A 25,289-nucleotide genomic window follows, 5' to 3' on the forward strand; every position below is an offset into this window, starting at 1 on the left:
GGGCACAGGCTGGCCCACGGCGGGCAGCCTGTCGCCGCTGGAGGCCCGACCGGGAATCGAACCCGGGTGCAAGGATTTGCAGTCCTCTGCGTCACCACTCCGCCATCGGGCCTCGATGCGAGCGAGGCGCGCAGATGCGGCGGGCGGGCGGCCCTGTCAAGTTTATGCTTGGCCGTTGCGGGTTTCATCGTTGGCGTGGCGGAGCGCGCGCGATAAAGCGCGAGCTTCGACGACGTGTATTGCAACGCTAAAACAGCTGTGCGACAGGATGACCCCGATGACCATGACGACCGAACGCCGCCCGGACTTTGCCGCGATGCGCACCGCGATGGTGGCCAGCCAGCTGCGCACGAATGCGGTGTCGGACGCGCGCGTGATCGCCGCGATGGCGAACGTGCCGCGTGAACGCTTCGTGCCGGAAGAGTCGGCCGCTTTTGCGTATCGCGACGCGCTGCTGCCGCTGGGCGCGGGCCGTCATGCCAATTTGCCGATCGCCACGGGCCGGTTGCTGACCGAGGCGCGGCTGCTGCCGAGCGACCGCGTGCTGCTGATCGGTGCCGCGGGCGGATATACCGCGGCGGTGCTGGCGATGATCGTCGCATCCGTCGTGGCAGTCGAGGTTGATCCCGCGCTGGCCGCCATGGCTCGCGAGGCACTGGCCGGTGAGGACCGGGTGACATTGATCGAGGGACCGCTGGAAGCCGGCCATCCGGCAGGCGCCCCCTATGACGTGATGGTCATCGATGGCGCGGTCGAGCGCGTGCCCGAAGCGCTGGAAGAGCAGGTTCGTGTCGGCGGCCGCGTGGTCGGCGGTCTGGTCGACCGGGGCGTGACCCGGCTCGCTGCAGGTCGGCGCAGCGAGGGCGGCTTTGCGATGATGGATTTTGCCGACATCGAATGCTGCCTGCTGCCGGGCTTCGCCACCCCGCGCCGTTTCACCTTCTAATAAGGACCCCGATGAAGCGCGTCGTTCCCCTTGCCCTTTCGCTGGCATTTGCATCGGCGCCAGCTTCCGCGGACACGCTCCGAGAGGCTCTTGCCAAGGCCTACCGAGACAATCCGACCATCACCGGCAGCCGGGCGCGCCAGCGGGCGACCGACGAGACCGTGCCAATCGCGCGGGCGGCGGGGCGACCCAACCTTTCCAGCAACGCCGGGGTAGTCGACAATTACCTGCGCAGCGGCAATTCCTTCACCACGCCCGAACGCGTGGCGCAGGCGCAGCTGTCGCTGAACGTGCCTTTCTATTCGGGCGGCGCGGTGAAGAATTCGGTGCGTGCGGCGCAAACCCGGGTCGAGGCCGGGCAACTGGGGCTCCGGGGCACCGAGGCGTCGCTCTTCACCGAGGTGGTGGGCGCGTACAACGACGTGATCCGCGACGAGGCGATCGTCAGCCTCAACCTCCAGAACGTGCGCGTGCTGGAAACCAATCTGGAGGCGACGCGCGACCGCTTCCAGGTGGGTGACCTGACGCGGACCGACGTGGCGCAATCCGAGGCGCGGCTGAGCTTGGCGCGCGCCCAGCTGGAGCGGGCGCAGGCGACGCTGATCGGCAGCCGCGAGAATTACGTGCGGCTGGTCGGCACGGCGCCGGGGACGCTTGAGCCGCCGCCGCCGCTCCCCAACCTGCCGCAGAATGCCGATGGCGCGGTGGAAGTGGCGCTGCGCGACAATCCGAACCTGCTGGCGGCGCTGAAGGAGCGCGACGCGACCGCCTATGACGTACGCGTCGCGCGCGCGGGGCGTCTGCCCACGCTGGGCGTGGGCGCCACCGGAAATTACGTGAACTATCTGGGCTCGCTGGGCGACGGAACCGGGCTTGGTGTCGGCCAGTCGGGCAAGTCTGCCGGCATCGGGCTGAACATGAGCCTGCCCTTGTTCCAGGGTGGCCGGCCGGCGGCACAGGTGCGGCAGGCACAGGCAAATCGCGCGCTGGCGTTCGAGAATGTGACGGCGGCGGAGCGGCAGGTGATCGCCTCGGCACGATCCGCCTACGCCGTCTGGCAATCCTCGCTTCAGGTGATCCGATCGTCCGAGCAGGCGGTCGCCGCCAATCGGCTGAGCCTGGAGGGCGTGCGGGCCGAGAACAGCGTCGGCACGCGTACGATCCTCGATATCCTGAACGCCGAGCAGGAATTGCTGAACAGCCAGGTGACCTTGGTGACGGCGCGCCGCGATGCCTATGTCGCCGGCTTCGCGCTGCTTGCCGCGATGGGCGAGGCGGAGGCCGAAGATCTGGGGCTGGACGGCGGACCGCTATACAACCCGAACGACAATTTCCGTTCGGTGCGCGGACGCTTCTCCGACTTCAGCGATGGGCCGGCTCCGACGCCGCTGGCGCCGTCGACCGCAACCGTCCCGCCACAGGACGCGTCAGTCACCCGGCCGCTCGACCCGCTGCTCGACAGCAAGGTTGACAGGAGCCCGACGTTAACGACAGGTGAGAACGCACCGAACCGCTGATCGTCAGCGGTCAATCGTCACGAAGGTGGAGTGCGCGGATGGGGGATATCAGCGCCGAGCCGTCGATGGAGGACATCCTGTCGTCCATCAAGCGTATCATCGCCGAGGAAGGCGATGATCGCCCCGTGCGCCCGCGGCGCCCGTTGGCCCGGTCCGTTTCGCAGGCAGCCGATGAGGAAGAGGCCGGAGAAGTGCTCGAACTGAGCGATCCCATGCCGCCAGCCGCGGCGCGCGAGGACACGGCCGCGACCGAACCGGCGGAGGGAACGCTGGCGGAGATCATCTCCAAGGAAACCGCCCAGGCGACCCGCGGAGCGCTGGAAAACCTGTCACGCATGATGGTGAAGCCCGAGCCGCCGAGCGACGGCACGCTGGAAGGGCTGGTGCGAGAGATGCTGCGCCCGATGCTGCGCGAGTGGATGGACGCGAACCTGCCGGCGATGGTGGAGACGCTGGTCGCCCGCGAGATCGCGAAGATCACGCGGGGCGGCGCCTGACGCTACAGAACGTCACTTGAGGAAATGCCCAGGGGTCACGTTCATTGCGGCGCCGGGCGTTAAAAGCCGCTGAGCAGGCTGGCGACGTTGGCGCCGAGCGCGTCGATCGCATAGCCGCCTTCCATCACGATGGCGGTCGGCAGGCCTAAGCCGGCGATGTCCCGGGCCAGGATTGCATAGTCTGGCGTCGTTAGCGCGAACTGGCTGATCGGATCGCCTTCCCAGGTATCCGCGCCGAAGCTGACCACGAGGAAGGTGGCGCCGAAACGCGCAATGGCCTCCAGCGCGGTGGCCTGTGCGGCGCGGAAGGCCTCCGCCTTTGTGCCGTGCGGCAGCGGGAGGTTCAGCGTGGTGCCTTCTCCAGCGCCTTCGCCGATTTCGTCCGCATGGCCCCAGTAGAAGGGATAATCGGTCGCGGGATCGGCGTGGACGCTGGCGTAGAAGACGTCCCCGCGCTGCCAGAAGATGTCCTGCGTGCCGTTGCCATGATGGTAGTCGATGTCGAGGATCGCCACCCGCTCGTGCCCGGCATCGCGCGCGGCTTGGGCAGCAATGGCGGCAACGTTCAGGTGGCAGTAGCCGCCGAAGTAATCGGCGCCCGCGTGGTGGCCCGGCGGGCGGCAGAGCGCGAAGGCGGCGCGGTCTCCGGCCAGCACGGCGTGGGCGGCCGCGAGCGCGGACTGTGCGCTGCCATAGGCGCTGGCCCAAGTCTGGGGAGTGATCGGGGTCGTGGCGTCGAAGGCGTAGCGGCCCAACAGTGCATCGATGCGATCTAGGCGAAGCGGGCGGCGGCCGACGACCGGGAAGGCGTACGGGATGGCATCGCCGGGGCGTCCGGCGGCGGCCCAGGCGGCGGGCGCATCCTGCAGGAATTGCAGGTAGCCAGCATCATGCACCGCACGGATCGGTGCCTCGCCGCGATCCTCCGGTTCCTCGGCGCCGCCGATGGCATCGAGGATCATCTGCGCGCGCGAGGGCTTTTCGGCATAGTCGGTGAAATTGCCGTTGTGCAGCTCCTGCGCCGGGGCGTGATGGAGCTGATCGGGGGAGAAGAAGCGCCGCATCGGGCTGTACCTTGATAGGAGGAAGGAGGTTGCTCAGCGCACCTGAGTGACGGTCAGGCTGCCTGCCGGGAGCGGCTGGCATAGATCGGCGGATGGCACGGCGGGATCGAGCCAGGCGGACCAGGCGTCACGGCTAAGTACGACGACCTGCCGCGAATGGTAGGGCGCGATATCGGGACCGGGCTCGCAGGTGAGCATGGTGAAGGCCTCACCGACACTTGCGTCCTTGCGCCACAGGCCAGCGATGCAGAACCAGTCATGGCCGGTGAGGCGGAAGGCCCATTTGTCCTTGCGCTTCGCCTTGGGATCAGCGGGCTTGGTGAATTCGAAGAAGCTGTCGACCGGGATCAGGCAGCGGCCGGTGCGCAGATCTCGCCCGTCGGAGCGGAAATTGTACACGGGTTTTCCGCCCGAGCCGGGCCAGCTCCAGCGGCGGGTGACGCATTCCGCCGCATCCGCGCGGCCGTCGACGCCGCGGATGATGATCGTCGGATCGGTGATGCGGAAGCTGTCGAGCGGCGCCATGTTGGGCACGCCCTCGGGGAAGACGAGCGGAATGCGCGTCTCACCCCAATCGTTGCGCAATTCGCCGATGGCGATGCGACGGGCGGCCTCGTTGCACATGGGCGGGAGGGTAGCGGATCGGCGGGGCTGGCGCCAACCTCCCGCGGCGGGGGAGATTGGCGCCAGCTGCCGGTATCACTTGGCCGCGGCGAGCGCCTCGGCGATCAGGCGGCGGGTGTTGGCGACGCCGTAGAGCTTGATGAAGCTGCCCATGCGGGGGCCTTGGCTGGAGCCGAGCAGCGTTTCGTACAGCGCCTTGAACCAACCGCGCAGCTCCGCGAAGCCGGCGGTCTTGCCGATCTCATAGACGGCGTTCTGGATATCCTCCGCCGAAGCGTCCTCACCCAGCGTGGCGAGATCGGCGTCGAGCCGTTCGAGCGCGGCAACCTCGACGCCCTCGGGCGCGCGGCGCTTCAGCGTCGGGGCGATGAAGTCGCGGTGATAGGCGAGGGCATAGCCGATCATCCGGTCGAGCTCCGGATGCGCCGCGGCGTTGGCATCCGACAGGTAATTGCCGAGATAGCCCCAGACCTGCTCCTTCGTCGCGCCTTCGCCCATCACACCGACGAGGTTCAGCAGCAGCCCGAAGGTGACCGGCAGCGTTGCCGCCGGCACGTCGCCAGTGTGGATGTGGTGAACGGGGTTGCCGAGCTTCTCCTTCCACGATTGCGCGGGATAATTGGCGCGGAACTGCCAATAGTCGTCCACCGCACGCGGGATGAGGCCGAGGTGGAGCGACTTCGCCTTCTTCGGCTCGCGATAGATGTAGAAGGCGAGGCTCTCGTCGGGGCCGTAGGTCAGCCATTCCTCGATCGAAAGGCCATTGCCCTTCGACTTGGAGATCTTCTCGCCCTTGGCATCGAGGAACAGCTCGTACACCAGGCCCTCGGGCTTACGGCCGCCGAGGATCTGCGCGATCTTGCCGCCGAGGATGCCGGAATCGATCAGGTCCTTGCCGTACATTTCATAATCGACGCCGAGTGCGGCCCAGCGCATGCCCCAATCGGGCTTCCACTGGAGCTTCGCCTTGCCGCCGAGGATCGACTGTTCGACGGTCTGGCCCCCGGGAACAGAGGTATCCTGGAAGCGGATGATGCCGGCCTCTGCGTCGACCACCTCGACCGGGACCTGGAGCACGATGCCCGAGGTGGGGCTGATCGGCAGAACGGGCGAATAGGTCGCCTGCCGCTCGGCGCGCAGCGTCGGCAGCATGACGGCCATGATCTTGTCGTAGTTGCGCAGCACGTCGCGCAGCTTCTCGTCGAAGCGGCCTGAGGTGTAATAGTCCGTCGAGGAAACGAACTCGTAATCGAAGCCGAAGCGATCAAGGAAGTCGCGCAGCATGGCGTTGTTGTGCGCGGCGAAGCTGTCGAACTTGCCGAAGGGATCGGGCACGCGCGACAGGGGCTTGCCGAGGTTCGCCTCCAGCAGTTCCTTGTTCGGCACGTTGTCCGGCACCTTGCGCAGGCCGTCCATGTCATCGCTGAACGCTACCAGCCGCGTCGGGCGGCCGGTCATTTCCTCATAGGCGCGGCGGACCGTGGTGGTGCGCAGCACCTCCTGGAAGGTGCCGATGTGCGGCAGGCCCGAGGGGCCGTAGCCGGTTTCGAACAGCATGGGTTCACCGTTCGGCTTGCCCTCGGGCCAGCGCTTCAGAAGCTTTCGCGCTTCCTCATAGGGCCAAGCCTTGGACTCAAGCGCTGCGGCGCGCCGTTCGGGATCGAATGCGTCTGTCATAACGCGGTGCGACGTAGCGACGCGGGCGCGCGATGGCTATATGGGCAGCGCATGTCGATCTGGACCGGCCTTCTCCTGTTCTTCCTCACCGTCGCGGGGATGGAAGGCTTTGCTTACGTGATGCACCGCTGGGTGATGCACGGGCCGGGCTGGTTCCTGCATGAGAGCCATCATCGCCCGCGCACTGGGCGGTTCGAACTGAACGACCTCTATGGCGTGATCTTCGCCATCCCCTCGATCCTGCTGATCTATGGCGGGGTGCAGGGCGGCTGGGGCGAGGGTTGGGCCTGGGTCGGCGCCGGCATTGCGGCCTATGGGGCGATCTATTTCGGCTTCCACGACGTGATCGTGCATGAACGGGTGCGCACGCGCTATCTGCCGAAATCCAGCTACATGAAGCGGATCGTCCAGGCGCATCGGCTGCACCATGTGGTGAATACCAAGGAAGGCACGGTCAGCTTCGGCTTCCTCGTCGCGCCCAAGCCGGAAGCGCTGAAGGCCGAATTGAAGCGCCGCGGGCGCGCCGGCGTACGAGCGCCAGCCGGCGCAGACGGGCGATCCTGAGCGACTTTCCTGGGCCACCCCGGACCCAATGTTTGCCGAAAAGTAACTTCTGGCGCGGATAACGCCGCGCATGGACCCCGCTGTACCCCTTCCCAACCCGGGCGAGAGCGAAGAAAGCCGCCGCGCATTACGCAAGGCGGTGAAGATGCGCGCTCACCTGCGCGACCGCGGCACGACTCGCTTCGAGATCGAGGTCGTGGACCTGTCCACCACCGGCTTTCGGGCGCAGACGAGCTTCACGCTATGGCCGGGGACGACCGTGTGGCTGACTCTGCCTGGGCTGGCCGGGCTGGAGGCGGTGGTCGCGTGGCGCGACAAATATCGCTACGGCTGCGCCTTCACAAAGCCGCTGCACCCGGCGGTGTTCGATCACATCGTGGCGCTCGGCAACAGCTGAGCCGCACAGACTACGCGGCCGAGTCGCGGAGCGTTCCGAACGGCTCGACGGCGTGTGGGGGCAGGCGATACCTGCCCCTTTTTCTGTCAGTCGAACAGCGAGGAGACGCTGGTCTCGTCCGCGATGCGCTTGATCGCCTCGGCCAGCAGCGGCGCGATGGTCAGGTGGCGGATGCGCTTGGCGGCGCCGATCGATTCCTGATTGCCGATCGAATCGGTGACGACGAGTTCAAGCAGGTCGGAACCCTCGACGCGGGCGACTGCGCCGCCAGACAGCACGCCATGGGTGACGTAGGCGACGACGTCTTCGGCGCCGGACTGCTTCAACGCCGTCGCCGCGTTGCACAGCGTGCCGGCCGAATCGACGATATCGTCGACCAGGATGCAGAAGCGGCCTTCGACGTCGCCGATGATGTTCATCACTTCCGATTCGCCGGCACGCTCACGGCGCTTGTCGACAATGGCGAGCGGCGCGTTGTTGAGTCGCTTCGCCAGCGCCCGGGCGCGAACCACGCCGCCCACGTCCGGCGAAACGACCATCAGGTTCTTGCTGCCGAAGCGGGCGAGGATGTCCGCCGACATCACTGGCGCGCCGAACAGATTGTCGGTCGGGATGTCGAAGAAGCCCTGGATCTGGCCGGCGTGAAGATCGACCGAAAGGACGCGGTCGGCGCCCGCGGTGGTGATGAGGTTGGCGACGAGCTTGGCCGAGATCGGCGTGCGCGGGCCTGGTTTCCGATCCTGCCGGGCATAGCCGAAATAGGGCACGACTGCGGTGATCCGCTTGGCCGACGCGCGCTTCAGCGCGTCGATGCAGATCAGCAGCTCCATCAGGTTATCGTTGACCGGATAGCTGGTCGACTGGAGCAGGAAGACGTCCTCGCCGCGCACGTTCTCCATGATCTCGACGAAGATCTCCTCGTCGGCGAAGCGGCGCACCAGCGCCTCCGTCAGGGGGATTTCGAGATAGGAGGCGATGTCCCGCGCCAGCGGCAGGTTCGAGTTGCCGGTCATCAGTTTCATGTGCGCGCGTCCCTATGCTCGAATCGGGGGCTCCTTAGGCCGAGGGGCTAGCGACGAAAAGACCCGCGGGGTACGCGCGGCGCATGACCGCTCCCCAGACGATCGTCACCCGCTTTGCCCCGTCGCCCACCGGGCGCCTGCACGTCGGCAATATTCGCACCGCGCTGCAGAACTGGATGTTCGCTAGGGCGAATGGCGGCAAATTCCTGCTGCGGATCGACGATACCGATGGCGAGCGGAGCGAGGAGCGCTTCGTCGAATCGATTCGCGCCGATCTCGGGTGGCTGGGGTTCGACCATGACGGCGAGGTCCGCCAATCGGCGCGATTTGCGCTGTACGAGGAGCGGTTCGTCCAGCTGGTGGCAGCGGGCCGGATCTATCCCGCGTACGAGACGAGCCAGGAGCTCGACCTGAAGCGCAAGATCCAGCTCGGGCGCGGCTTGCCCCCGGTGTACGACCGTGCGGCGCTGGCCTTGACCGACGCGGATCGCGCGCGGCTGGAGGCGGAAGGGGTGAAGCCGCACTGGCGCTTCCGCCTGGATCATGCGGCGCCGGTGGAATGGGACGATCTGGTGCGTGGTCATCAGCGGTTCGACCCCGCGACGATGAGCGATCCCGTCGTGCGTCGCGCCGACGGCTCGTGGCTCTACATGCTGCCTTCCGCGATCGATGACGTCGACATGGGGATCAGTCACGTCGTGCGGGGCGAGGATCATGTCGCCAATACCGCGCTGCAGATTCAGATGTTCGAAGCGCTGGGATCGACGCCGCCGCAGTTCGCGCATGCCGCGCTGCTGACGGGCGCGGAAGGCAAGTTGTCGAAGCGGCTTGGCAGCCTTGGGGTGGATCAGCTGCGCGAGCAGGGCATCGAACCGCAGACGATCCGTGCGTTGCTGGCGCGGCTTGGCACCAGCGATCCCGTTGAGCCGGTGATCGACATGGCGCCGCTGTTCGCGACATTCGATTTCGCGCGCTTCGGCCGGGCACCGGCGCGGTTCGACGAGGCAGAGCTGACGCAGCTGAATGCGCGGATCGTGCACCAGCTGCCGTTCGCGTGGGTCGAGGCGCGCCTCCCGGCCGGGATGACAGAGGCGGCGTGGGAGGCCGTGCGGCCGAACCTGGCGACGGTGGCCGAGGCTGCCGACTGGTGGCGCGTGATCGAGGGGCCGGTGGAGGCGCCGCCGGCTGGCGAGGATGCGGAATACCTCGCCGCGGCTGCCGAGATCGCCGGCACGATTGTGTGGGACGGGGACCCCTGGCACGCGCTGACCGCCGCCCTGAAGGAAGCGACCGGACGCAGGGGCAAGACGCTGTTCCTGCCGCTTCGCCGGGCCCTGACCGGGCGCGATCATGGGCCGGACATGGCCGCGCTGCTGCCGTTGATCGGCCGCGATCGTGCAATTGCGCGGCTGAAGCAGGCGTGATGGAGCAGGTGATAATATCGCTTGCTACGTACTGGCGACGTTGTAACATCTCTATACGGGCGGAAGACCCGGGAAGGAGCATAGCCAAGGAGAGGAAGCATGACCGTGGACCGTTATGGCGCCCAGCAAAGCGTGAGAGTCGGCAGCCTCGTTGTTGCGATTGCGATCAATGCCGGCGTGATCGGGGCCTTGATGTTGTCGACGCCGGTTTTCCGAGTGCTGAAAGGCGACAAGTCGCTTCTCATTACCTCCGTCCCGCTAGACGAGCCGCCGCCGCCGCTGATCGAGATCGCCCCTCAGCGCCAGCCGGATGCACGAACGGCGGCTCAGCCTGAACGGGTCGATGCTTCCCGCTCGGTCACAGCAACCAGCGATTATGTCGTACCTAATTTGCCGCCGTTGCCCCTGCCACCACTCCCGCTTTCGCTTCCGACGGGCGAGGCCACGGTCATCGATCCGCCAGCGCAGCCGGTTCTGATCGGAGCCGAAGTGGACCCCCGCTACGCCAGTGATCTGCAGCCCCACTACCCCGCCGGTGAGCGCCGGGCCGAGCGGGAGGGAAGCGTTACCGTCCGCGTGACGATCCGGGCCGATGGGCGAGTCGCGACGGTGGAGTGCCTCAGCGCCACCACGACCGAATTCTGCCGCGCGACACGGCAGCAGGCGCTGGCGAAATGGCGTTTCCGCCCGGCGACTCGCGACGGCGTGCCGGTCACGGCGACGAAGGATCTGACGGTCAGGTTCGAGCTCGAATCCTGACGCGCCCTCTCAGGGTGGTGGGCGTTGCGGGGCTGGCCTATCCGGCCCCGCATCCCTATCTTCGTCGCTATGCAATTCTTCGCTCGCATGAGCCCGTTGCGCGCCGTGCGCGATTTGCGCCTGTTTCTGCACCAGCGGCAGAAGCACGAGCTGATCTTCCTGTTCCTGTCGATCTTCATCACTGGCCTGCTGCTGATCGGCTTCGCCAAGGATTCGAAGATCGAGAAGGAGTATCGGCCGAACATCGTCTACGTTCAGCAATGGACGCTTGATCGCACCGACGCCGAGATCAAGGCGCAGCAGGCGATCGACGCGCCGATCAAGCAGAAGCGGATCGACGAGGAAAAGCGCCGCCGTGAGGAGCGCCAGGCGGCGTTCAAGCGGCTCGAGAGCAAGATGGATAAGTGGGGCCTGTAACCGCCGGCGACCATCGCTGGATGGGCGCGGCGCTCGCCCTGGCGTCACGGGCACGGGGGCGCACCAGTCCCAATCCGGCCGTCGGCTGCGTCATCGTGCGCGATGGCGTGGTGGTGGGACGCGGCTGGACCCAGCCGGGCGGGCGGCCGCATGCGGAGGCCATGGCGCTGGGTGAGGCGGGTGAGGCGGCGCGCGGTGCAACCGCGTACGTGACGCTGGAACCCTGCGCGCATGTTTCACCTCGCGGGCCGGCTTGCGCCGATCTTTTGCTGGCATCGGGGGTCGCGCGGGTCGTGGCGGCGATCGGCGATCCTGATCCGCGCACGAACGGCAAGGGGCTGGCGCGACTCGCTGCAGCGGGGATTTCCACCACGGTCGGCATCCGCAGTGACCAGGCGCGCGCGTCGATGGCCGGTTTCCTGATGCGCCAGGCGCAAGCGCGGCCCCTGGTGACGCTCAAGCTCGCCACGTCGTTGGATGGCTGCATCGCGCGTGCAGATGGTGAAAGCCGGTGGATCACCGGCGCGGCGGCGCGCGCGCATGTGCATCTTGAGCGCAGCCGGCACGAGATCGTCCTGGTCGGGCGCGGCACCTGGGACATGGATCGGCCGGCGCTGGACGTACGGCTGCCGGGGCTGGAAGCGCGCGCGCCGACGCGCGTAGTGCTGTCGCGTGGCAGCGCGGAGGACGGGGTGACGCGAATCGCGAGCCCCGAAGATGTGGCGACATTACCGGGCGATCATGTCTTCGTGGAAGGCGGCGCCGGGGCGGCCTCGGCTTTCCTGGCCGCCGATCTGGTCGATCGCCTGCTGCTGTACCGCGCGCCGATCCTGATCGGTGGCGGACGCCCGGCGCTGGGCGACATCGGCCTGGAGCGGCTGGCGGATGCGCACTGGCGCTGGACGCTGACCGATTCACGGATGCTTGGCAGCGACCGGCTCGAGGTCTACGAGCGGGCGCGATGTTCACCGGGATCATAACGGACGTAGGGGAGATCACGCGCGTCGATACGCGCGGCGATACGCGCGTCGTCGTCTCCACCAGCTACGAAACGATCGACATCGATCTTGGCGCATCAGTCGCCTGTTCGGGTGTCTGCCTGACCGTGGTCGACAAGGGGCCGGACTGGCTTGCCTTCGACGTTTCCGGCGAGACCATGACGCGGACGCAGCAGGGCCAGTGGATGGTCGGCCGTCGCCTCAATCTCGAACGCGCGATGAAGCTTGGCGACGAACTGGGCGGTCATATCGTAACCGGCCATGTCGACGGCATCGCCGAGGTGATCGGCATCTGCCCCGAGGGCGATTCGAAGCGAGTCGGCTTCCGCGTCGCCAGCGATCTCGCGCCATTCCTCGCCGCCAAGGGATCGGTGACGGTCGATGGCGTGTCGCTGACCGTCAACGAGGTGTCCGATGCCGATGACGGCTTCACCCACTTCGCGGTCAACATCATCCCGCACACCCAGGCGGTGACGACGCTTTCGGATCTGGCGCCGGGCAGCGCCGTCAACATCGAGATCGATGTGCTGGCCCGCTACCTCCAACGGATGGAACATTATCGTGCAAAAGCCCGCTGAACTCGCGCGCCTGCGCCACGCCTTTCTTTCGACTCCGGAAGAGATCATCGACGAGGCCAAGAACGGCCGGATGTTCATCCTGGTCGATGACGAGGATCGCGAGAACGAGGGCGATCTCGTCATCCCCGCACAGATGGCGACGCCGGAAAAGATCAATTTCATGGCACGGCACGGGCGCGGGCTGATCTGCCTTGCGCTCACCAAGTCGCGGGTCGATGCGCTCGGACTCGACCTGATGAGCCGCCATAACGGCACCCGGCACGAGACCGCGTTCACCGTTTCGATCGAGGCGCGCGACGGCGTTACCACCGGCATCTCGGCCGCGGACCGCGCGCGGACGATCGCCGTCGCGATCGACGCCAGCAAGGGGCGGGAGGAGATCGTGACGCCGGGCCACGTCTTCCCGCTGGTTGCGCGCGACGGCGGCGTGCTGGTGCGTGCGGGTCATACCGAGGCCGCGGTCGACGTATCGCGCCTCGCCGGCCTCAACCCCTCGGGCGTGATCTGCGAGATCATGAACGAGGATGGCACGATGTCGCGCATGGACGATCTCGTCTCGTTCGCGCAGCTCCACAACCTGAAGATCGGCACGATCCGTGACCTGATCGCTTATCGGCGCCGCTACGATCATCTGGTCGAGAAGAAGGCGGAGATGACCTTCGAATCGCGCTGGGGCGGGCAGTGGAAGGCCGTGACCTTCCACAACAAGGCGACTGGCGACGAGACGATCGCGCTGGTGAAGGGCAAGATCGATCCCGACAAGCCGACGCTGGTGCGCATGCACACCGCGAGCTTCTTCGTCGACATGTTCGGTGAGGTTTCCGAACGCGCTGGGCTGCTCTCCACCTCGATGGAGATGATCGCTGAGGAAGGTGCGGGGGTGATCGTGGTGATCAACCGCGCGATGAAGGGCGTGGTTTCGCGCTTCATGCAGCTTCGCGCCGAGGGGAAGGGCGCCGGCGCACCGGAGGTTGAGGAACTGCGCGACTATGGCGTCGGCGCGCAGATCCTGGCCGAACTGGGGGTTGAGGAGATGGTGCTTCTCACCAACACGCACCACACGCTGGTTGGCCTCGAAGGCTACGGCCTGTCGATCGTCGGCGAACGCGCGATCCCGGGTACCGGCGGCGAGTGATGCGAACCGGGGCGGACGAAGCGCGTTCGCCCAAATATGCGCATGTCGAGCGTGAGCGCCGCTGGTTGGTCGACCCGGCGGCGCGACCGCCTGTGCCGACCGATCACGTGCTGATCGAGGATCGGTACATCCACAGAACTCGGATGCGGCTGCGGCGGATGACGGACAGCACGACCGGACAGGTCGCGCTGAAGCTGACCAAGAAATATACCGCGGACGATCCGCTCGCCCGCGCGATCGTCACCACGTATCTGAAAGAGGCGGAATTTACCCTGCTGGCACGCCTGCCGGGAACGGCGCTGATCAAGCGCCGGCACGATCTGGTCGGCGGGCCGGTCACCTACAGCCTCGATCGTTTTGCCGGCCCGCTCGAGGGGCTGGAACTCGCCGAGATCGAATGGCCGGACGATGCCGGGCTTCGAGGCTTGCCGCCGCCGCCCGGTTCGATACGGGAAGTCAGCAACGACCCGCGCTACCAAGGTGGCGCGCTGGTCGAGCATGGCAGACCGAAGGAAGATTGATGGCCAACATCCTCATCGTCGAAGCCCGCTTCTACGATCATCTGAACGACATGCTGATCGCCGGCGCCCGCGCCGCCATCGAGGCGGCTGGCCACCAGGCCGAGGTGGTGACGGTCCCCGGCGCGCTGGAAGTGCCCGGTGCGATCGCGATGGCTGCGGAAAGCGGACGCTATGACGCCTTCGTCGCGCTTGGCGTGGTGATCCGGGGCGAGACCTATCACTTCGAGATCGTCTCCAACGAAAGCGCGCGCGGGATCATGGCGCTAACCATGGACGGCATTGCAATCGGCAATGGCATCCTCACCACCGAAAACGAGGGGCAGGCGATCCGGCGCGCGGATCCGGCGCAGCTCGACAAGGGCGGCGGCGCCGCGCTGGCCGCGATCGCGATGATGGACCTTCGCGATCGTCTATCCTGATCAAGCGCAGCCGCAGATGACGGCTGCGACATAAAGTATCTGGCAAGATTCCGTGAGCTTACTTATACGGGTGTAAGTAAGCTCACGGAGGAAGAGGATGCCGTACGCCCACACGATCGAGGGTAACCCGCATTGGCTGCCGGTTAATCCCCCGTCCGCGTTGAACGATATTCCCGGTGAGCGCGGTTTGCCCTTCGTCGGCAACACGTTCCGCGTGCTGAAGGACCCGCTGGGCTTCACCCGGAAGATGGTGGCCAAGCACGGGCCGGTTTATCGCAACAACAGCTTCGGCGGCGATTCGGTCGTCCTGCTCGGTCCCGACGCGAACGAACTGGTGCTGTTCGACAAAGAGAAGAACTTCTCTTCCGAACAGGGCTGGGGCCCGATCCTCAATCTCGTCTTCCCGCGCGGCCTGATGCTGATGGATTTCGAAAAGCATCGTGCCGACCGCAAGGCATTGTCGGTGGCGTTCAAGCCGGAGCCGATGAAGCATTACGCCGAGGAACTGAACGCCGGCATAGCGTCACAGGTGGATGGCTGGGCCAACCGCACCATGCCTTTCTACAGCGCGATCAAGGCGCTGAGCCTCGATCTTGCGGCAACGAGCTTCCTCGGTGTGCCGCTGGGGCCGGAGGCGGCGCGAATCAACCAGGCGTTTGTCGACGAGGTGCAGGCCTCGGTCTCCCCCATCCGCACGCCGCTGCCGGGCACGTCGATGCGCAAGGGCGTGAAGGCACGCGAATATCTGGTCGACTTCTTCACTCGCGAAGTGCCCGCACGGCGCAACGGGACGGGGCAGGATTTCTTCTCGCAATTCTGCCGCGCGACCGACGAGAAGGGCGACCTGCTGCCGACCGACGCGATCGTCGATCACATGAACTTCCTGATGATGGCGGCGCACGACACGATCACCTCCTCGGCGACGAGCCTAGTGATGCTGCTGGGGCAGCACCTGAAATGGCAGGACCGCCTGCGCGAGGAAATTGCCGGCATCGGCAGCAACGACGGCACGGTGCCCTATGGCCAGCTCGATCGGCTGGTGTTGACCGAATATGCCTTCAAGGAAGCGCTGCGGATGATGCCGCCGGTGCCCTCAATCCCGCGCCGCGCGATGCGGGATTTCGAATTCGGCGGTTATCGCATCCCTGCTGGAACGTTCGTGGGCGTCAACACCGCTTACACTCATCACATGCCGGAGCATTGGCCGAACCCGGACCAGTTCGATCCGATGCGCTTTACGCCAGAAGCATCAAAGGGGCGGCATCGTTTCGCCTGGGTGCCGTTCGGCGGCGGCGCGCATATGTGCATCGGGCTTCACTTCGCGACGATGCAGATCCGGATCCTGATGGCGCAGCTGCTGAGCCGCTATCGCATCGAGCTGGCGCCGGGCGCAGGTGAGGATTGGCAGATCTTTCCGATCCCGAAGCCGAAGGATGGCCTGCCGGTGACCTTCCAGCCGATCTGAGGAGCCGGCACCGTTAGCGAACGTCACCCCGATCGGCACCGGGGTGACGCGAACGTGTTGGTTAGGCGGCAGGTCCGCCGTGGCGGCGGACAGCTGCAATCAATCCTTGTTACGGTTCGCGAAGAGCACCGCGGCGGCGACGGCGGCGGAGCCGATGCCCACGCCAAGCCCGATTTTGCCCAGATCCCATCCCTTGCGGTCGCGCTTGGCGTCCTTGGCGGCCTTCTCGTGCTGCTTTGCCGAAGCGGCGGTGGCGAGGATCTCATTGGGTTCGTCGGACACGCTTACTCTCCTTTGCTCCGTTGATAGCGCCCGCGGAACGTGTCCGCGAACGATTTGAGCCGTTGCTCGGCGATTGCCGCGCGCAGGTCGGCCATCAAGGCCTCGTAAAAGACGATGTTATGTTCGGTCATCAGCATCGCGCCGAGGATTTCTCCGGCGCGCACCAGATGATGGAGATAGGCGCGGCTCCACGTCGCGCAGGTCGGGCAGGCGCATTCGGGATCGAGCGGTCCCTGGTCCTCCGCAAAGCGCGCGTTGCGGATGTTGATCGGCCCGTTCCGGGTGAACGCCTGGCCGGTGCGGCCGGAGCGGGTGGGCAGCACGCAATCGAACATGTCAACGCCGCGCTCGACCGCGCCGACGATGTCGTCGGGCTTGCCCACGCCCATCAGGTACCGCGGCTTGTCTGCCGGAAGCTGGCCGGGAGCGAAATCGAGGCAGCCGAACATGGCTTCCTGTCCTTCGCCCACGGCAAGGCCACCAATCGCATAGCCATCAAAGCCGATGTCGATCAGCGCGTCCGCGCTTGCCTTGCGGAAGCCTTCGTCCAGCGCGCCTTGCTGGATGCCGAAGATCGCATTGTTGGCGGCATGCTCACCGCCGCTGTCGAATGCCTCGCGCGAGCGCTTGGCCCAGCGCATCGAACGTTCCATCGCGGCGGCCTGCACCTCGCGCGTCGAGGTGGTCGGCACCAGTTCGTCGAACGCCATGATGATGTTCGAGCCGAGCAGGCGCTGGATCTCGATCGACCGTTCGGGGCTCAGCAGATGGCGCGTCCCGTCGAGGTGCGACTTGAAGGTGATGCCTTCTTCCGACCGTTTGGTGAGATCGGCGAGGCTCATCACCTGATAGCCGCCGGAGTCAGTCAGGATCGGCTTGTCCCAGCCCATGAAGCGATGAAGGCCGCCGAGGCGCGCGACGCGCTCCGCCCCCGGGCGGAGCATCAGGTGATAGGTGTTGCCAAGGATGATGTCAGCGCCCGTCGCGGCAACATCAGCTGGCTTCATCGCCTTGACGGTGGCCGCGGTACCGACCGGCATGAAAGCCGGCGTGCGGATGACGCCCCGCTGCATCGCGATCGAACCGGTGCGCGCGGCGCCATCAGTCGCAGCGATGGTGAAGGTGAAGCGATCGCTCATCACCGGCGCCGCTTTCCCTTGCCCTGCGGCATGCGATCGTCGCCGAACGCGCGCGCACGGATCGTCAGCAGCTCCGCGCGTGTGACGACACCATCCTTGTCACGGTCGTAGCGGGTGAAGAATTCACCGAGCTTCGCCTGAAGCTCGGGGAGGGTGATGCGATTGTCGCCGTCACGATCGGTCTCGAACGGGCTTGGCAGGGCGTTGCGATCGCCCAGGAACCGCTCTGCCCAGTCGGCGAAGGCGATATAGCCGAGCGCGCCGGTGCCGCCGGTGTCGATCGCCTCGAACGTGCGGCGAGCGCCTGCATCGAGTTCCGCGCGCGTCACGCGTGCGTCACCATCGGCATCGAAGGTCGCGATCAGCATCGCGGCAGGCTCATAGGCCATGGTCGCCGGCGGCTGGGCGGGGCCGGGGGGCACGGCGGGGACAGGCGTGGCCTGAAGAAGCAGGGGGAGGATCAGCATCGGTCGGCCGGTGTTCGCACAAGAAAAGGAGAGGGGCCTGCCATCGCGGCTGGATGGCATGCCCGTCAACGCTGTTTTCCGCAGCGGCGATGAACGGAACGTGAGTGCTTTGCGGCGGCGCGCGGCTGCTCAGTCGTCGACGTGGAAGATCTGGAGATCGCGCAGGTTGATCGTCAGCTGGACGCTCAGCGCATGTTCCATCTGCGATTCCCCGCCGTCGCGGCCGGGTCGGAACTGGTTCAGATAGCCGATGTCGGCCACCGTGTTCTTGCCCAGCGGCACCGCGAAGCCGACGATGTTGCGCATGCGGTCATAGCCGCTGCGCTGGCCCCAGCGGGTGCTGTTGGGCATGAAGAAGCTCTCGTGACTTAGGAACAGCGCGAGGCCGTTCTCGCCGATCTTGTGGTTGTAACGGACCAGCGGACGGATCCGCACGCCGACGCCGCCGCCACGAACGGAGAAGCGCTCGTCGACGCGGAAGCGGGTGCTGAACGGGCCGAAGCTGGCGACGACCTGCTGGCGCAGCCGATCCTCGTCACCGCTGTTGTTGCCGTTATGCGCGCCGACCTTGCGATAACCGGTGCCGATCTCGACGTTGTCAGCGACGCGGTAGCCGATCAGCACGCCGAACTCGGTTTGGTAGAGGCCGTCCTGCCGATCGCTGAAGCGAGCGATCTGCTCCAGCGTGACGCGGACCTTATCCTGGATCGGCACGTGCGTGTTGATCTGGAACCAGAGCTGCTCGTCGTGCCGCTGCGCCAGCGCGGGCGTCCCGACGCTGACGGCGGCGACCGCGCTTGCGGCGCCGAGCGCCATACGGAGAGACCCGGCAAACCGGCGGTGGTCAGATCGCGACATGGGGAGCGTCATCCGCGCAGCGATGCTGGCCGCGGGAAGCGGGGGATCGCCATCGAAGGGGAGGATAGTGCTGGATGCCCGACAAGGATTCGAACCTTGATTGACGGAGTCAGAGTCCGCTCTCTTACCATTAGAGGATCGGGCAACAGCCGCTCGCTGCTCCGAGAAGCAACGACAGGGGCGCGCCTCTAAGCCGGCATGAAACGAAGGTCAAGCACTGGAATCGCGCGCCGCTTGCGGCAGGTGGTTGCTCACGCTACCTTCCGCTTCAAGCACCGAGCGGGCCGCGAGGGCCCGTGACGGCAGAACATAGAAGAAAGACACGGCACGTGGCGAAACAATCCGCCGACCTGCCGTACCGGCGCGGAGAGGCCCGCGCCCGTTCGGCCTCCGAGGGCCCACCTGTGGCCCGCCTTCGCCAAGGCTTTGCGCGCCATTATGCGGCGCTGGATCTTGGCACCAACAATTGCAGGTTACTGATCGCACGGCCGCAGGGAGACGGCTTTGCGGTGGTCGACGCCTTTTCGCGAATCGTGCGGCTGGGCGAGGGGCTGGCGATCACGGGGCGCCTGTCCGACGAGGCGATCGAGCGCACGATCGGGGCGCTACGCATCTGTTCCGACAAGCTGAAGCGCCGCAACGTCACACTGGCGCGGTCTGTCGCCACCGAGGCGTGTCGGCGGGCGAGCAACGGTGCTGCGTTCATCGCCCGCGCCTATGAGGAAACCGGCATCCACCTCGATGTGATCTCGGCAGAGGAAGAGGCACGCCTGGCGGTGCTTGGCTGCCACGTGCTGCTGGAACCCGGCAACGCGCCGGCATTGGTGTTCGACATCGGCGGCGGCTCGACCGAACTGGTGCTGATCGACACTTCCACGACCGTGCCGACGGTGATCGACTGGCATTCGGCCCCATGGGGCGTCGTGTCGCTCACCGAAAGTGCCGGCGGCGGCGAGGGGCCGGCGGGGCTGGCTGCGGCTTATGAGCGGATGCGCGGGCTGGTGCGCGAGAGCTTCGCGCCGTTTGCCGCCCGCCTCCCCAAGGAGCCGGGGCCTCGCCGGCTGCTCGGCACGTCGGGGACCGTGACGACGCTGGCAAGCGTTCACCTTGGGCTCGATCGTTATGATCGCACCCAGGTGGACGGGCTGATTGCGCCGGCCGAGTCGATGCGCCGGATCAGCCATGAGCTTGCCCATATGTCGATCGCGCAGCGCGCGCAGTTGCCCTGCATCGGCCGCGAGCGGGCGGATCTGGTGGTTGCCGGATGCGCTATCCTGGAGACGATCCTCGATCTATGGCCCGCCGAGCGGCTTGGCGTGGCCGATCGTGGCATACGGGAGGGCATTTTGCGGCGTTTGATGGCGAACGGACGGTGAGAGGCGGAGGCGGATTGCGCACGCGTGTGCGCACTGCGCGCGGCCGGACGGCGCAATCCACGCGCTGGCTGGAGCGGCAGCTCAACGACCCCTACGTCAAGCGGGCGAAGGCCGAGGGCTATCGCAGCCGCGCGGCGTACAAGCTGATCGAGCTGGACGAGCGGTTCGGCATCCTGAAGGGCGCAAAGCGGATCGTCGACCTGGGCATGGCGCCGGGCGGCTGGAGCCAGGTGGTGCGCCGGCAGGTGCCGGGAAGCACCGTCGTCGGGATCGACTTGTTGCCCGTAGACCCGCTGGACGGCGTTACGATCTTCCAGATGGATTTCATGGCGGACGAAGCGCCCGACCGGCTGATCGAGGCGCTCGGCGGCGCGCCCGATGTCGTCATGTCCGACATGGCGGCGAATACGGTGGGCCACCCGCAGACCGATGCGCTGCGCACCATGGCGTTGGTTGAGGCGGCAAGCGACTTCGCCATCCAGGTGCTGAAGCCGGGCGGCACGTTCGTGGCGAAGGTGTTCGCCGGCGGCGCCGATTCGTCGCTGATCGCCCTTCTGAAGAAGAACTTCACGACCGTGAAGCACGCCAAGCCGCCGTCGAGCCGCAAGGGTTCGGTGGAATGGTTCGTCGTGGCGCAGGGCTTCAAGGGCCGGCCTGATGAGGCCGCGGAGGAATAAGCGGATGCGTCACCCCGGGCAGCCCGGGGTGACGTTCCCAGCCGCTATGCAGGGCCGCCGCTCGCCCGGATCGTGCCGTTGACGCCGGCGGGGAAGAAGCCGCCGCTCTGGACCGCCGAGCGGCTCTGATAGACGACGTTCAGAACCTGCTGGCCCGTGCGGCCGATCACCAGGCCACCAGGATCTGTCGGCACCAGATTGGCGACGGCTGCGGTGCCGATATCCTGGTCTGTGTCATCCCCGCCATCGAGTAGATCCCGCGATTCCGAGATCCGCGCGATCTGACCGTAGATCGCCGGCGTCGTCAGCCCACGCCGCCAGAGTTCGGCGCGAATGACCCCGTCATGGTAGCATTCGGTGGCAAGGATGCCGGCTGCCGCTTCCAGGAACGTCTTGTTCGAGATCAGCCGCGCCGCGCCGCGATAAGCGGTGACCCCGACATCGGTGAGGAGATACGAGCCGATCAGGAAGTTTTCGTCATTGGCGAAGGGATCGAAGATGTCGTTCGGTCCAACCACACCAGCTGCTCGCGCAGCCGCCGTGAACGCACCAACCGGCGTTGCATTGCCGATCGTGACGGTGGCACTCCCCGAGAGGTTGATCGCCGGCTGCGCGGCCGCCGCGCTCCCCAGTGCATTGCGCAGGAAGGTGATGTGGCCGATCTCGTCGAAGGCGATTTCGCGCGCATATTGCTGCACCACCGGATCGGTGAAGGTGACGGCGCGCGCCGCTCCCGGACCGGTGCCGGTGGCGACAGCCCCTTGCGTGCCGGTGCCCGTCTGCAGAGCGGCGGGGATGCCCTGGCCGGAGACGGCGTAGGCGTAATAATTGCCCTCCAGATACTCGAGCTGAAGCGCGAAGTTCAGGATGTCCTGATCGGTCAGCCCCGGAGGCGGCGGGGGCGGCGGTGGAGGCGGCGGCGGAATGACATCATCGTCATCGTCGCATGCCGAAAGCAGGGACAGGCCCCCCGTCATCGCGGCCGCGCCGCCGCACAGGCGGATGAAGCTGCGCCGCGCTTGCCGCTGATGCTCTGCGCGCTCCATCAGATCCAGGAACTCGATTTGGTCGCTCATCGCCGCCTCCTCAATTTGCGCCCGAGCGGCGAAGCGCCGGGTTCGGATTGTTGGTGCCGTTCGGGAAGAAGCCGCCTGACGTCACGGCATTGCGCGTCAGATAGGCGATGTTGTGGACCTGCTCGGTGTTCCGGCTGAAGACGATGCCGTTCGCGTCGGTCGGCACAAAATTGGCCGTGAGGCCGAACTGGGTCTCCACCGGCGAGACGCCCGAATCGTCATCGGCGACGATCTGCGGCGGCCCCGCCGAGTTGAACGATCCGTCGACCAGATTGCGCAGCGCGGAGATCTTGTCGGTATTCGTACGGAGGACCGGGACCTCGACGCCGCGCCGATAAAGCGCGCCGCGGATGATCCCGGCGTGGAAGCCCTCGGCAGCGAGGATTCCGGCCGCGCCGTCGATATTGTCGACATTGGTCAGCAGTGGTGCCGCGCCCTTGTACGCGGTGACGCCGACGTCCTCGAAAATGTACGCGGCGAGGAGGAAATTGTCGTCGCTGGCATAGGGATCGAACACGCCGCCCGAGGCGGATAGATCGATTCCGGCCGCGACGGCCGCTGCGGTGAATATCGTGGGCGACAGGTCAATCGCCGGCTGCGCAACGGCGGATGAGCCGAGCACGCGACGCAGCGTGGTGACATGCGCGAGCTCGTCAGAGGCGATCTCGCGGGCATATTGGATGACGGCCGGGTCCTGCAGATTGGCTTGCCGCGCGCCGACCGCCTGGCCCTGCGTTTGCGTCCCCGTCAGACGATCCGGCGGGATGCCCGTGCCGATCGTGGCGAAGCTGTAGAATTGCGCCTCAAGATATTCGAGGTTGAGTGCGAAGTTGAGAAGATCGATGTCGCTTGGTGCGGTTTGCGCCGCCGCACGCCCGGCCAGGCCGACGGCGCCGACACCAAGCGCCGCCCCGGCCAGCGCCATTCGGAAGAAGTCCCGCCGTCCGCCACCTCGGCCTGGCTCTGCTTCGAGCGCCAGGGTCAATTGCTCGCTTTCAGCCATGCTGTCTCTCCTTCCCGATCGATGATCGTCGCCGCGCTTTTCATGCGGAGTGCTTCGGAGCGGGGAGGGTTATCGGAATCGAATGGCGCGGCGATAAGTAAGACAACCTAGAACATATTGATTGTTGTCAGTGCCTTCGGGCTGAAAGGCGCCGGATTTGAGAAGCTGTTCTCTGAGAACGCGAGGCCGGTTCGCGGGGCAAGGGGCACAAAAAAAGCCGCAGCGTCCGCTGCGGCCTTTTTTGTTCGGATGGGGCAGCGACTGATCGCCGCGCCGGTTTAGCCGTCGTAGTCGGCGCCGAGGTTCTGGTTGCGCGGCGGGGCAGCGGCGGTGAGGCGAAGTGCCTCGGCCGAAGCCGCCAGCGAGCCGACCGCATCGGCCTCTTCCTCGTCGTCGATCTGCACGCGCTGCAGGCTCTGCACGACGGCTTCCTTGAGATCCGTCGGCTTGACCGTCTGCTCCGCGATTTCGCGCAGCGCGACGACCGGGTTTTTATCGCGATCGCGATCGATGGTCAGCTCCGCACCGCCCGACACCTGACGTGCACGCTGCGCAGCGAGCAGGACCAGATCGAACCGGTTGGGGATCTTGTCGACGCAATCCTCGACGGTGACGCGCGCCATGGACGCTTCCTTCGCAAAAATACCGCTGGGTAGAAGGCGGGCGATCTAGGGGGCGGCGCGGCACAAGTCAAGGAAAGCGCGTGCTTGCCCCGGGGGGAGCGGGCGGCCATCAGGGGCGGAACGATGAAGCATCCACCTGCCTTCGAGGTTGCCGGCAGCCAGCTGACGTTGCTGACCGAGGGACCGGATCGTCTTGCCGCCCTGACTGACCTGATCAACGGCGCGCAACAGTCGCTGCGCATGCTCTACTATATCTATGCCGACGATCATGCCGGGCGGCAGGTGCGCGACGCGCTGATCGCGGCGGCGCAGCGCGGCGTGAAGGTGGCGCTGATCGTCGACGGCTTCGGCAGCGACGAGGCGGCGGATCGCCGGTTCTTCGATCCGCTCGAGCCGGCGGGCGTCAGCGTGTGCCGCTTCATGCCGCGGCTTGGCCGGCGATACCTGCTGCGCAATCACCAGAAGCTGGCACTGGCCGATGGCGAGACGGGCGACAGCCGGATCATCATCGGTGGGTTCAACATCGAGGACGATTATTTCGGCACGGTCGACGAGAAGGCGTGGCGCGACCTGGGCCTGCTCGTCGAAGGGCCCGCGGCGGCGCGGATGGCCGGCTATTTCGATGCCCTGGAAGACTGGATCCGCTCATCCAACGGCAAGCTGCGTCACCTCAATCGTGCATTGGCGCAGTGGAGCGAGCGCGAGGGCGCGGTGCGGTGGCTGATCGGCGGGCCGACGCGCCGGCTGTCCCCGTGGGCGCGGGCAGTGCGAAACGACATGCGCCGCGCCGACCGGATCGACATTATCGCTGCCTATTTCACGCCGAGCCCGACGATGCTTCGCCGGCTGGATCGCGCCGGGCGGCTGGGCCGCGCGGTCCGAGTGGTGACGGCGCGCCATTCGGACAACAATGCGACGATCGCTGCGGCGCGCTTCACCTACCGCGGCCTCCTGAAAAAAGGCGCACGCATCTTCGAGTATCTGCCGACCAAGCTACACACCAAGCTCTATGCGGCGGGCGACGTGGTTCATATCGGCAGCGCCAACTTCGATATGCGCAGCCTGTTCATCAATTTGGAGCTGATGCTGCGGATCGAGGACAAGGCCTTCGCCGATCACGTCCGCGAATATATCGACGGAGAGATCGCGCGTTCGGAGGAGATCACGCAGGAAGGCTATCTGGCGGCGACCGGCCCGTTGCAGCGGATCAAGCAGTTCGTCGCCTATCTGATCGTCGGCGTCGCGGATCCGTTGGTGTCGCGAAGCCTCAACTTCGGGATCGACGAATGAACCAGAAGCACGATTTCGCCAGCCGGATCGAATGGACCGGCAATCGCGGCGCAGGGACGGCGAGCTATCGCGGCTACGACCGGACCTGGTCGATCACCACGCCGGGCAAGCCGCGGGTGGATTGTTCGAACGATCCGCGGCTCGGCGGCGATCCGGCGCTCCACAATCCCGAGGACCTGCTGATCGCCTCGCTCTCCGCCTGCCACATGCTGTGGTACCTCCACCTCGCGAGCGAAGCGGGCCTTGTGGTGGAGGATTATCAGGACGCGCCGCTCGGCCATGGCGAAAGCACGCCGGATGGTGCGGGTCGTTTCGTCGCGGCGACGCTTCGGCCGCGGATCACGCTACGTCAGGGAAGCGACCACGCCCGGGCCGACGCGATCCACCATGAGATCGGCAAGGTGTGCTTCGTTGCCCGCTCGGTCGCCTTCCCGGTGCGGTACGAGGCGACGTACCTGGAGGTGTGACCGCTCG

29 protein-coding genes and 2 tRNA genes are annotated in these 25,289 nt (G+C 66.4%); 18 read left to right on the plus strand and 13 right to left on the minus strand.

Annotated elements, in window-relative coordinates; all coding sequences use genetic code 11:
• Window positions 1-38: 38 nt before the first annotated feature.
• Window positions 39-112, minus strand: a tRNA-Cys gene (locus ACH0AE_RS04360).
• 165 nt (window positions 113-277) lie between these two features.
• Between ACH0AE_RS04360 and ACH0AE_RS04365 the strand changes: the two genes are divergently transcribed.
• The 3 genes from ACH0AE_RS04365 to ACH0AE_RS04375 are packed head-to-tail and all read left to right on the plus strand — an operon-like array spanning window position 278 to window position 2,960.
• Window positions 278-946 (plus strand): protein-L-isoaspartate O-methyltransferase, encoded by a 669-nt coding sequence (locus tag ACH0AE_RS04365; protein WP_294442290.1) that lies wholly within the window; start codon window positions 278-280, stop codon window positions 944-946.
• Window positions 947-957: 11 nt separating this feature from the next.
• Complete coding sequence (locus ACH0AE_RS04370; RefSeq protein WP_294442289.1) at window positions 958-2,463, plus strand: TolC family outer membrane protein; 1,506 nt, start codon at window positions 958-960, stop codon at window positions 2,461-2,463.
• Window positions 2,464-2,501: 38 nt separating this feature from the next.
• Window positions 2,502-2,960 (plus strand): DUF2497 domain-containing protein, encoded by a 459-nt coding sequence (locus ACH0AE_RS04375; RefSeq protein WP_294442287.1) that lies wholly within the window; start codon window positions 2,502-2,504, stop codon window positions 2,958-2,960.
• A gap of 59 nt (window positions 2,961-3,019) precedes the next feature.
• Here the strand turns inward: ACH0AE_RS04375 and ACH0AE_RS04380 are convergent, their stop codons facing one another.
• The 3 genes from ACH0AE_RS04380 to ACH0AE_RS04390 all read right to left on the minus strand — a co-directional run bounded on the left by ACH0AE_RS04380 (window position 3,020) and on the right by ACH0AE_RS04390 (window position 6,325).
• Window positions 3,020-4,024, minus strand: a complete 1,005-nt coding sequence (locus tag ACH0AE_RS04380; protein WP_294442286.1) for a histone deacetylase family protein — start codon at window positions 4,022-4,024, stop codon at window positions 3,020-3,022.
• A gap of 33 nt (window positions 4,025-4,057) precedes the next feature.
• Entirely contained in the window at window positions 4,058-4,648 is a 591-nt protein-coding gene (locus ACH0AE_RS04385; protein ID WP_294442285.1) for an SOS response-associated peptidase family protein, read from the minus strand.
• Between the two features lie 75 nt (window positions 4,649-4,723).
• Window positions 4,724-6,325 carry a lysine--tRNA ligase gene (locus tag ACH0AE_RS04390; protein ID WP_294442283.1) on the minus strand — a complete coding sequence of 534 codons (1,602 nt, stop codon included), beginning with the start codon at window positions 6,323-6,325 and terminating at the stop codon, window positions 4,724-4,726.
• A gap of 51 nt (window positions 6,326-6,376) precedes the next feature.
• On the opposite strand from ACH0AE_RS04390, the gene ACH0AE_RS04395 reads away from it, so the two are divergent.
• On the plus strand, window positions 6,377-6,889 hold the full coding sequence (locus tag ACH0AE_RS04395; RefSeq protein WP_294442282.1) for a sterol desaturase family protein: 513 nt from the start codon (window positions 6,377-6,379) through the stop codon (window positions 6,887-6,889).
• A gap of 145 nt (window positions 6,890-7,034) precedes the next feature.
• The gene (locus ACH0AE_RS04400; RefSeq protein WP_231731744.1) at window positions 7,035-7,286 is read left to right on the plus strand and encodes a PilZ domain-containing protein; all 252 of its coding nucleotides are present in this window, start codon (window positions 7,035-7,037) and stop codon (window positions 7,284-7,286) included.
• Window positions 7,287-7,372: 86 nt separating this feature from the next.
• Here the strand turns inward: ACH0AE_RS04400 and ACH0AE_RS04405 are convergent, their stop codons facing one another.
• Window positions 7,373-8,308 carry a ribose-phosphate pyrophosphokinase gene (locus tag ACH0AE_RS04405; protein ID WP_294442281.1) on the minus strand — a complete coding sequence of 312 codons (936 nt, stop codon included), beginning with the start codon at window positions 8,306-8,308 and terminating at the stop codon, window positions 7,373-7,375.
• Between the two features lie 83 nt (window positions 8,309-8,391).
• Here ACH0AE_RS04405 and gltX point away from each other — a divergent pair, with 83 nt between their 5' ends.
• The 9 genes from gltX (at window position 8,392) to ACH0AE_RS04450 (ending at window position 16,024) form a co-directional block, all read left to right on the plus strand.
• Entirely contained in the window at window positions 8,392-9,732 is a 1,341-nt protein-coding gene (gene gltX / locus ACH0AE_RS04410; RefSeq protein ID WP_294442280.1) for a glutamate--tRNA ligase, read from the plus strand.
• Window positions 9,733-9,831: 99 nt separating this feature from the next.
• Window positions 9,832-10,491 carry an energy transducer TonB gene (locus tag ACH0AE_RS04415; RefSeq protein ID WP_294442279.1) on the plus strand — a complete coding sequence of 220 codons (660 nt, stop codon included), beginning with the start codon at window positions 9,832-9,834 and terminating at the stop codon, window positions 10,489-10,491.
• A gap of 87 nt (window positions 10,492-10,578) precedes the next feature.
• Window positions 10,579-10,908 carry a hypothetical protein gene (locus tag ACH0AE_RS04420; RefSeq protein ID WP_294442278.1) on the plus strand — a complete coding sequence of 110 codons (330 nt, stop codon included), beginning with the start codon at window positions 10,579-10,581 and terminating at the stop codon, window positions 10,906-10,908.
• Window positions 10,909-10,928: 20 nt separating this feature from the next.
• Entirely contained in the window at window positions 10,929-11,888 is a 960-nt protein-coding gene (ribD, locus tag ACH0AE_RS04425; RefSeq protein ID WP_294442359.1) for a bifunctional diaminohydroxyphosphoribosylaminopyrimidine deaminase/5-amino-6-(5-phosphoribosylamino)uracil reductase RibD, read from the plus strand.
• Window positions 11,870-12,484 (plus strand): riboflavin synthase, encoded by a 615-nt coding sequence (locus ACH0AE_RS04430; RefSeq protein ID WP_294442277.1) that lies wholly within the window; start codon window positions 11,870-11,872, stop codon window positions 12,482-12,484. The genes ribD and ACH0AE_RS04430 overlap by 19 nt, the downstream gene beginning before the upstream one ends.
• Complete coding sequence (gene ribB, locus ACH0AE_RS04435; protein ID WP_406875481.1) at window positions 12,429-13,619, plus strand: 3,4-dihydroxy-2-butanone-4-phosphate synthase; 1,191 nt, start codon at window positions 12,429-12,431, stop codon at window positions 13,617-13,619. The genes ACH0AE_RS04430 and ribB overlap by 56 nt, the downstream gene beginning before the upstream one ends.
• On the plus strand, window positions 13,619-14,140 hold the full coding sequence (locus tag ACH0AE_RS04440; protein WP_294442275.1) for a hypothetical protein: 522 nt from the start codon (window positions 13,619-13,621) through the stop codon (window positions 14,138-14,140). Before ribB ends, ACH0AE_RS04440 begins: the two co-directional genes overlap by 1 nt.
• Entirely contained in the window at window positions 14,140-14,559 is a 420-nt protein-coding gene (gene ribH, locus ACH0AE_RS04445; RefSeq protein ID WP_294442274.1) for a 6,7-dimethyl-8-ribityllumazine synthase, read from the plus strand. The genes ACH0AE_RS04440 and ribH overlap by 1 nt, the downstream gene beginning before the upstream one ends.
• A 97-nt stretch (window positions 14,560-14,656) precedes the next feature.
• Window positions 14,657-16,024, plus strand: a complete 1,368-nt coding sequence (locus tag ACH0AE_RS04450; RefSeq protein WP_406875483.1) for a cytochrome P450 — start codon at window positions 14,657-14,659, stop codon at window positions 16,022-16,024.
• 99 nt (window positions 16,025-16,123) lie between these two features.
• On the opposite strand, the gene ACH0AE_RS04455 is transcribed toward ACH0AE_RS04450, so the two are convergent.
• The 5 genes from ACH0AE_RS04455 to ACH0AE_RS04475 all read right to left on the minus strand — a co-directional run bounded on the left by ACH0AE_RS04455 (window position 16,124) and on the right by ACH0AE_RS04475 (window position 18,915).
• Complete coding sequence (locus tag ACH0AE_RS04455; protein WP_294444746.1) at window positions 16,124-16,306, minus strand: hypothetical protein; 183 nt, start codon at window positions 16,304-16,306, stop codon at window positions 16,124-16,126.
• 2 nt (window positions 16,307-16,308) lie between these two features.
• Complete coding sequence (tgt, locus tag ACH0AE_RS04460) at window positions 16,309-17,445, minus strand: tRNA guanosine(34) transglycosylase Tgt (protein WP_294444745.1); 1,137 nt, start codon at window positions 17,443-17,445, stop codon at window positions 16,309-16,311.
• Window positions 17,445-17,912 (minus strand): EF-hand domain-containing protein, encoded by a 468-nt coding sequence (locus ACH0AE_RS04465; RefSeq protein WP_294444744.1) that lies wholly within the window; start codon window positions 17,910-17,912, stop codon window positions 17,445-17,447. The genes tgt and ACH0AE_RS04465 overlap by 1 nt, the downstream gene beginning before the upstream one ends.
• A gap of 129 nt (window positions 17,913-18,041) precedes the next feature.
• Window positions 18,042-18,728, minus strand: a complete 687-nt coding sequence (locus ACH0AE_RS04470; RefSeq protein WP_294444743.1) for a DUF2490 domain-containing protein — start codon at window positions 18,726-18,728, stop codon at window positions 18,042-18,044.
• Window positions 18,729-18,841: 113 nt separating this feature from the next.
• Window positions 18,842-18,915 (minus strand) — tRNA-Gln (locus ACH0AE_RS04475).
• A gap of 184 nt (window positions 18,916-19,099) precedes the next feature.
• On the opposite strand from ACH0AE_RS04475, the gene ACH0AE_RS04480 reads away from it, so the two are divergent.
• Both ACH0AE_RS04480 and ACH0AE_RS04485 read left to right on the plus strand, forming a co-directional pair.
• On the plus strand, window positions 19,100-20,146 hold the full coding sequence (locus tag ACH0AE_RS04480) for a Ppx/GppA phosphatase family protein (protein WP_406875485.1): 1,047 nt from the start codon (window positions 19,100-19,102) through the stop codon (window positions 20,144-20,146).
• A 14-nt stretch (window positions 20,147-20,160) separates the two neighbouring features.
• Window positions 20,161-20,823 carry an RlmE family RNA methyltransferase gene (locus ACH0AE_RS04485; RefSeq protein WP_406875486.1) on the plus strand — a complete coding sequence of 221 codons (663 nt, stop codon included), beginning with the start codon at window positions 20,161-20,163 and terminating at the stop codon, window positions 20,821-20,823.
• 44 nt (window positions 20,824-20,867) lie between these two features.
• Here ACH0AE_RS04485 and ACH0AE_RS04490 read toward each other — a convergent pair whose 3' ends face one another.
• The 3 genes from ACH0AE_RS04490 to rpoZ form a co-directional block, all read right to left on the minus strand.
• Window positions 20,868-21,899: a ferritin-like domain-containing protein gene (locus tag ACH0AE_RS04490; RefSeq protein WP_294444739.1), complete on the minus strand. Its 1,032-nt coding sequence runs from the start codon at window positions 21,897-21,899 to the stop codon at window positions 20,868-20,870.
• Window positions 21,900-21,909: 10 nt separating this feature from the next.
• The gene (locus ACH0AE_RS04495) at window positions 21,910-22,902 is read right to left on the minus strand and encodes a ferritin-like domain-containing protein (RefSeq protein WP_294444738.1); all 993 of its coding nucleotides are present in this window, start codon (window positions 22,900-22,902) and stop codon (window positions 21,910-21,912) included.
• A 278-nt stretch (window positions 22,903-23,180) separates the two neighbouring features.
• Window positions 23,181-23,525: a DNA-directed RNA polymerase subunit omega gene (rpoZ, locus tag ACH0AE_RS04500; RefSeq protein WP_294444737.1), complete on the minus strand. Its 345-nt coding sequence runs from the start codon at window positions 23,523-23,525 to the stop codon at window positions 23,181-23,183.
• A gap of 123 nt (window positions 23,526-23,648) precedes the next feature.
• Between rpoZ and ACH0AE_RS04505 the strand changes: the two genes are divergently transcribed.
• Window positions 23,649-24,815 (plus strand): phosphatidylserine/phosphatidylglycerophosphate/cardiolipin synthase family protein, encoded by a 1,167-nt coding sequence (locus tag ACH0AE_RS04505; protein ID WP_294444736.1) that lies wholly within the window; start codon window positions 23,649-23,651, stop codon window positions 24,813-24,815.
• Window positions 24,812-25,282 carry an OsmC family protein gene (locus ACH0AE_RS04510; RefSeq protein ID WP_294444735.1) on the plus strand — a complete coding sequence of 157 codons (471 nt, stop codon included), beginning with the start codon at window positions 24,812-24,814 and terminating at the stop codon, window positions 25,280-25,282. The genes ACH0AE_RS04505 and ACH0AE_RS04510 overlap by 4 nt, the downstream gene beginning before the upstream one ends.
• Window positions 25,283-25,289: the final 7 nt, after the last annotated feature.

The sequence above is a fragment of the Sphingomonas sp. 179-A 2A2 NHS genome, from assembly GCF_045371305.1.
Taxonomy (GTDB): domain Bacteria; phylum Pseudomonadota; class Alphaproteobacteria; order Sphingomonadales; family Sphingomonadaceae; genus Sphingomonas.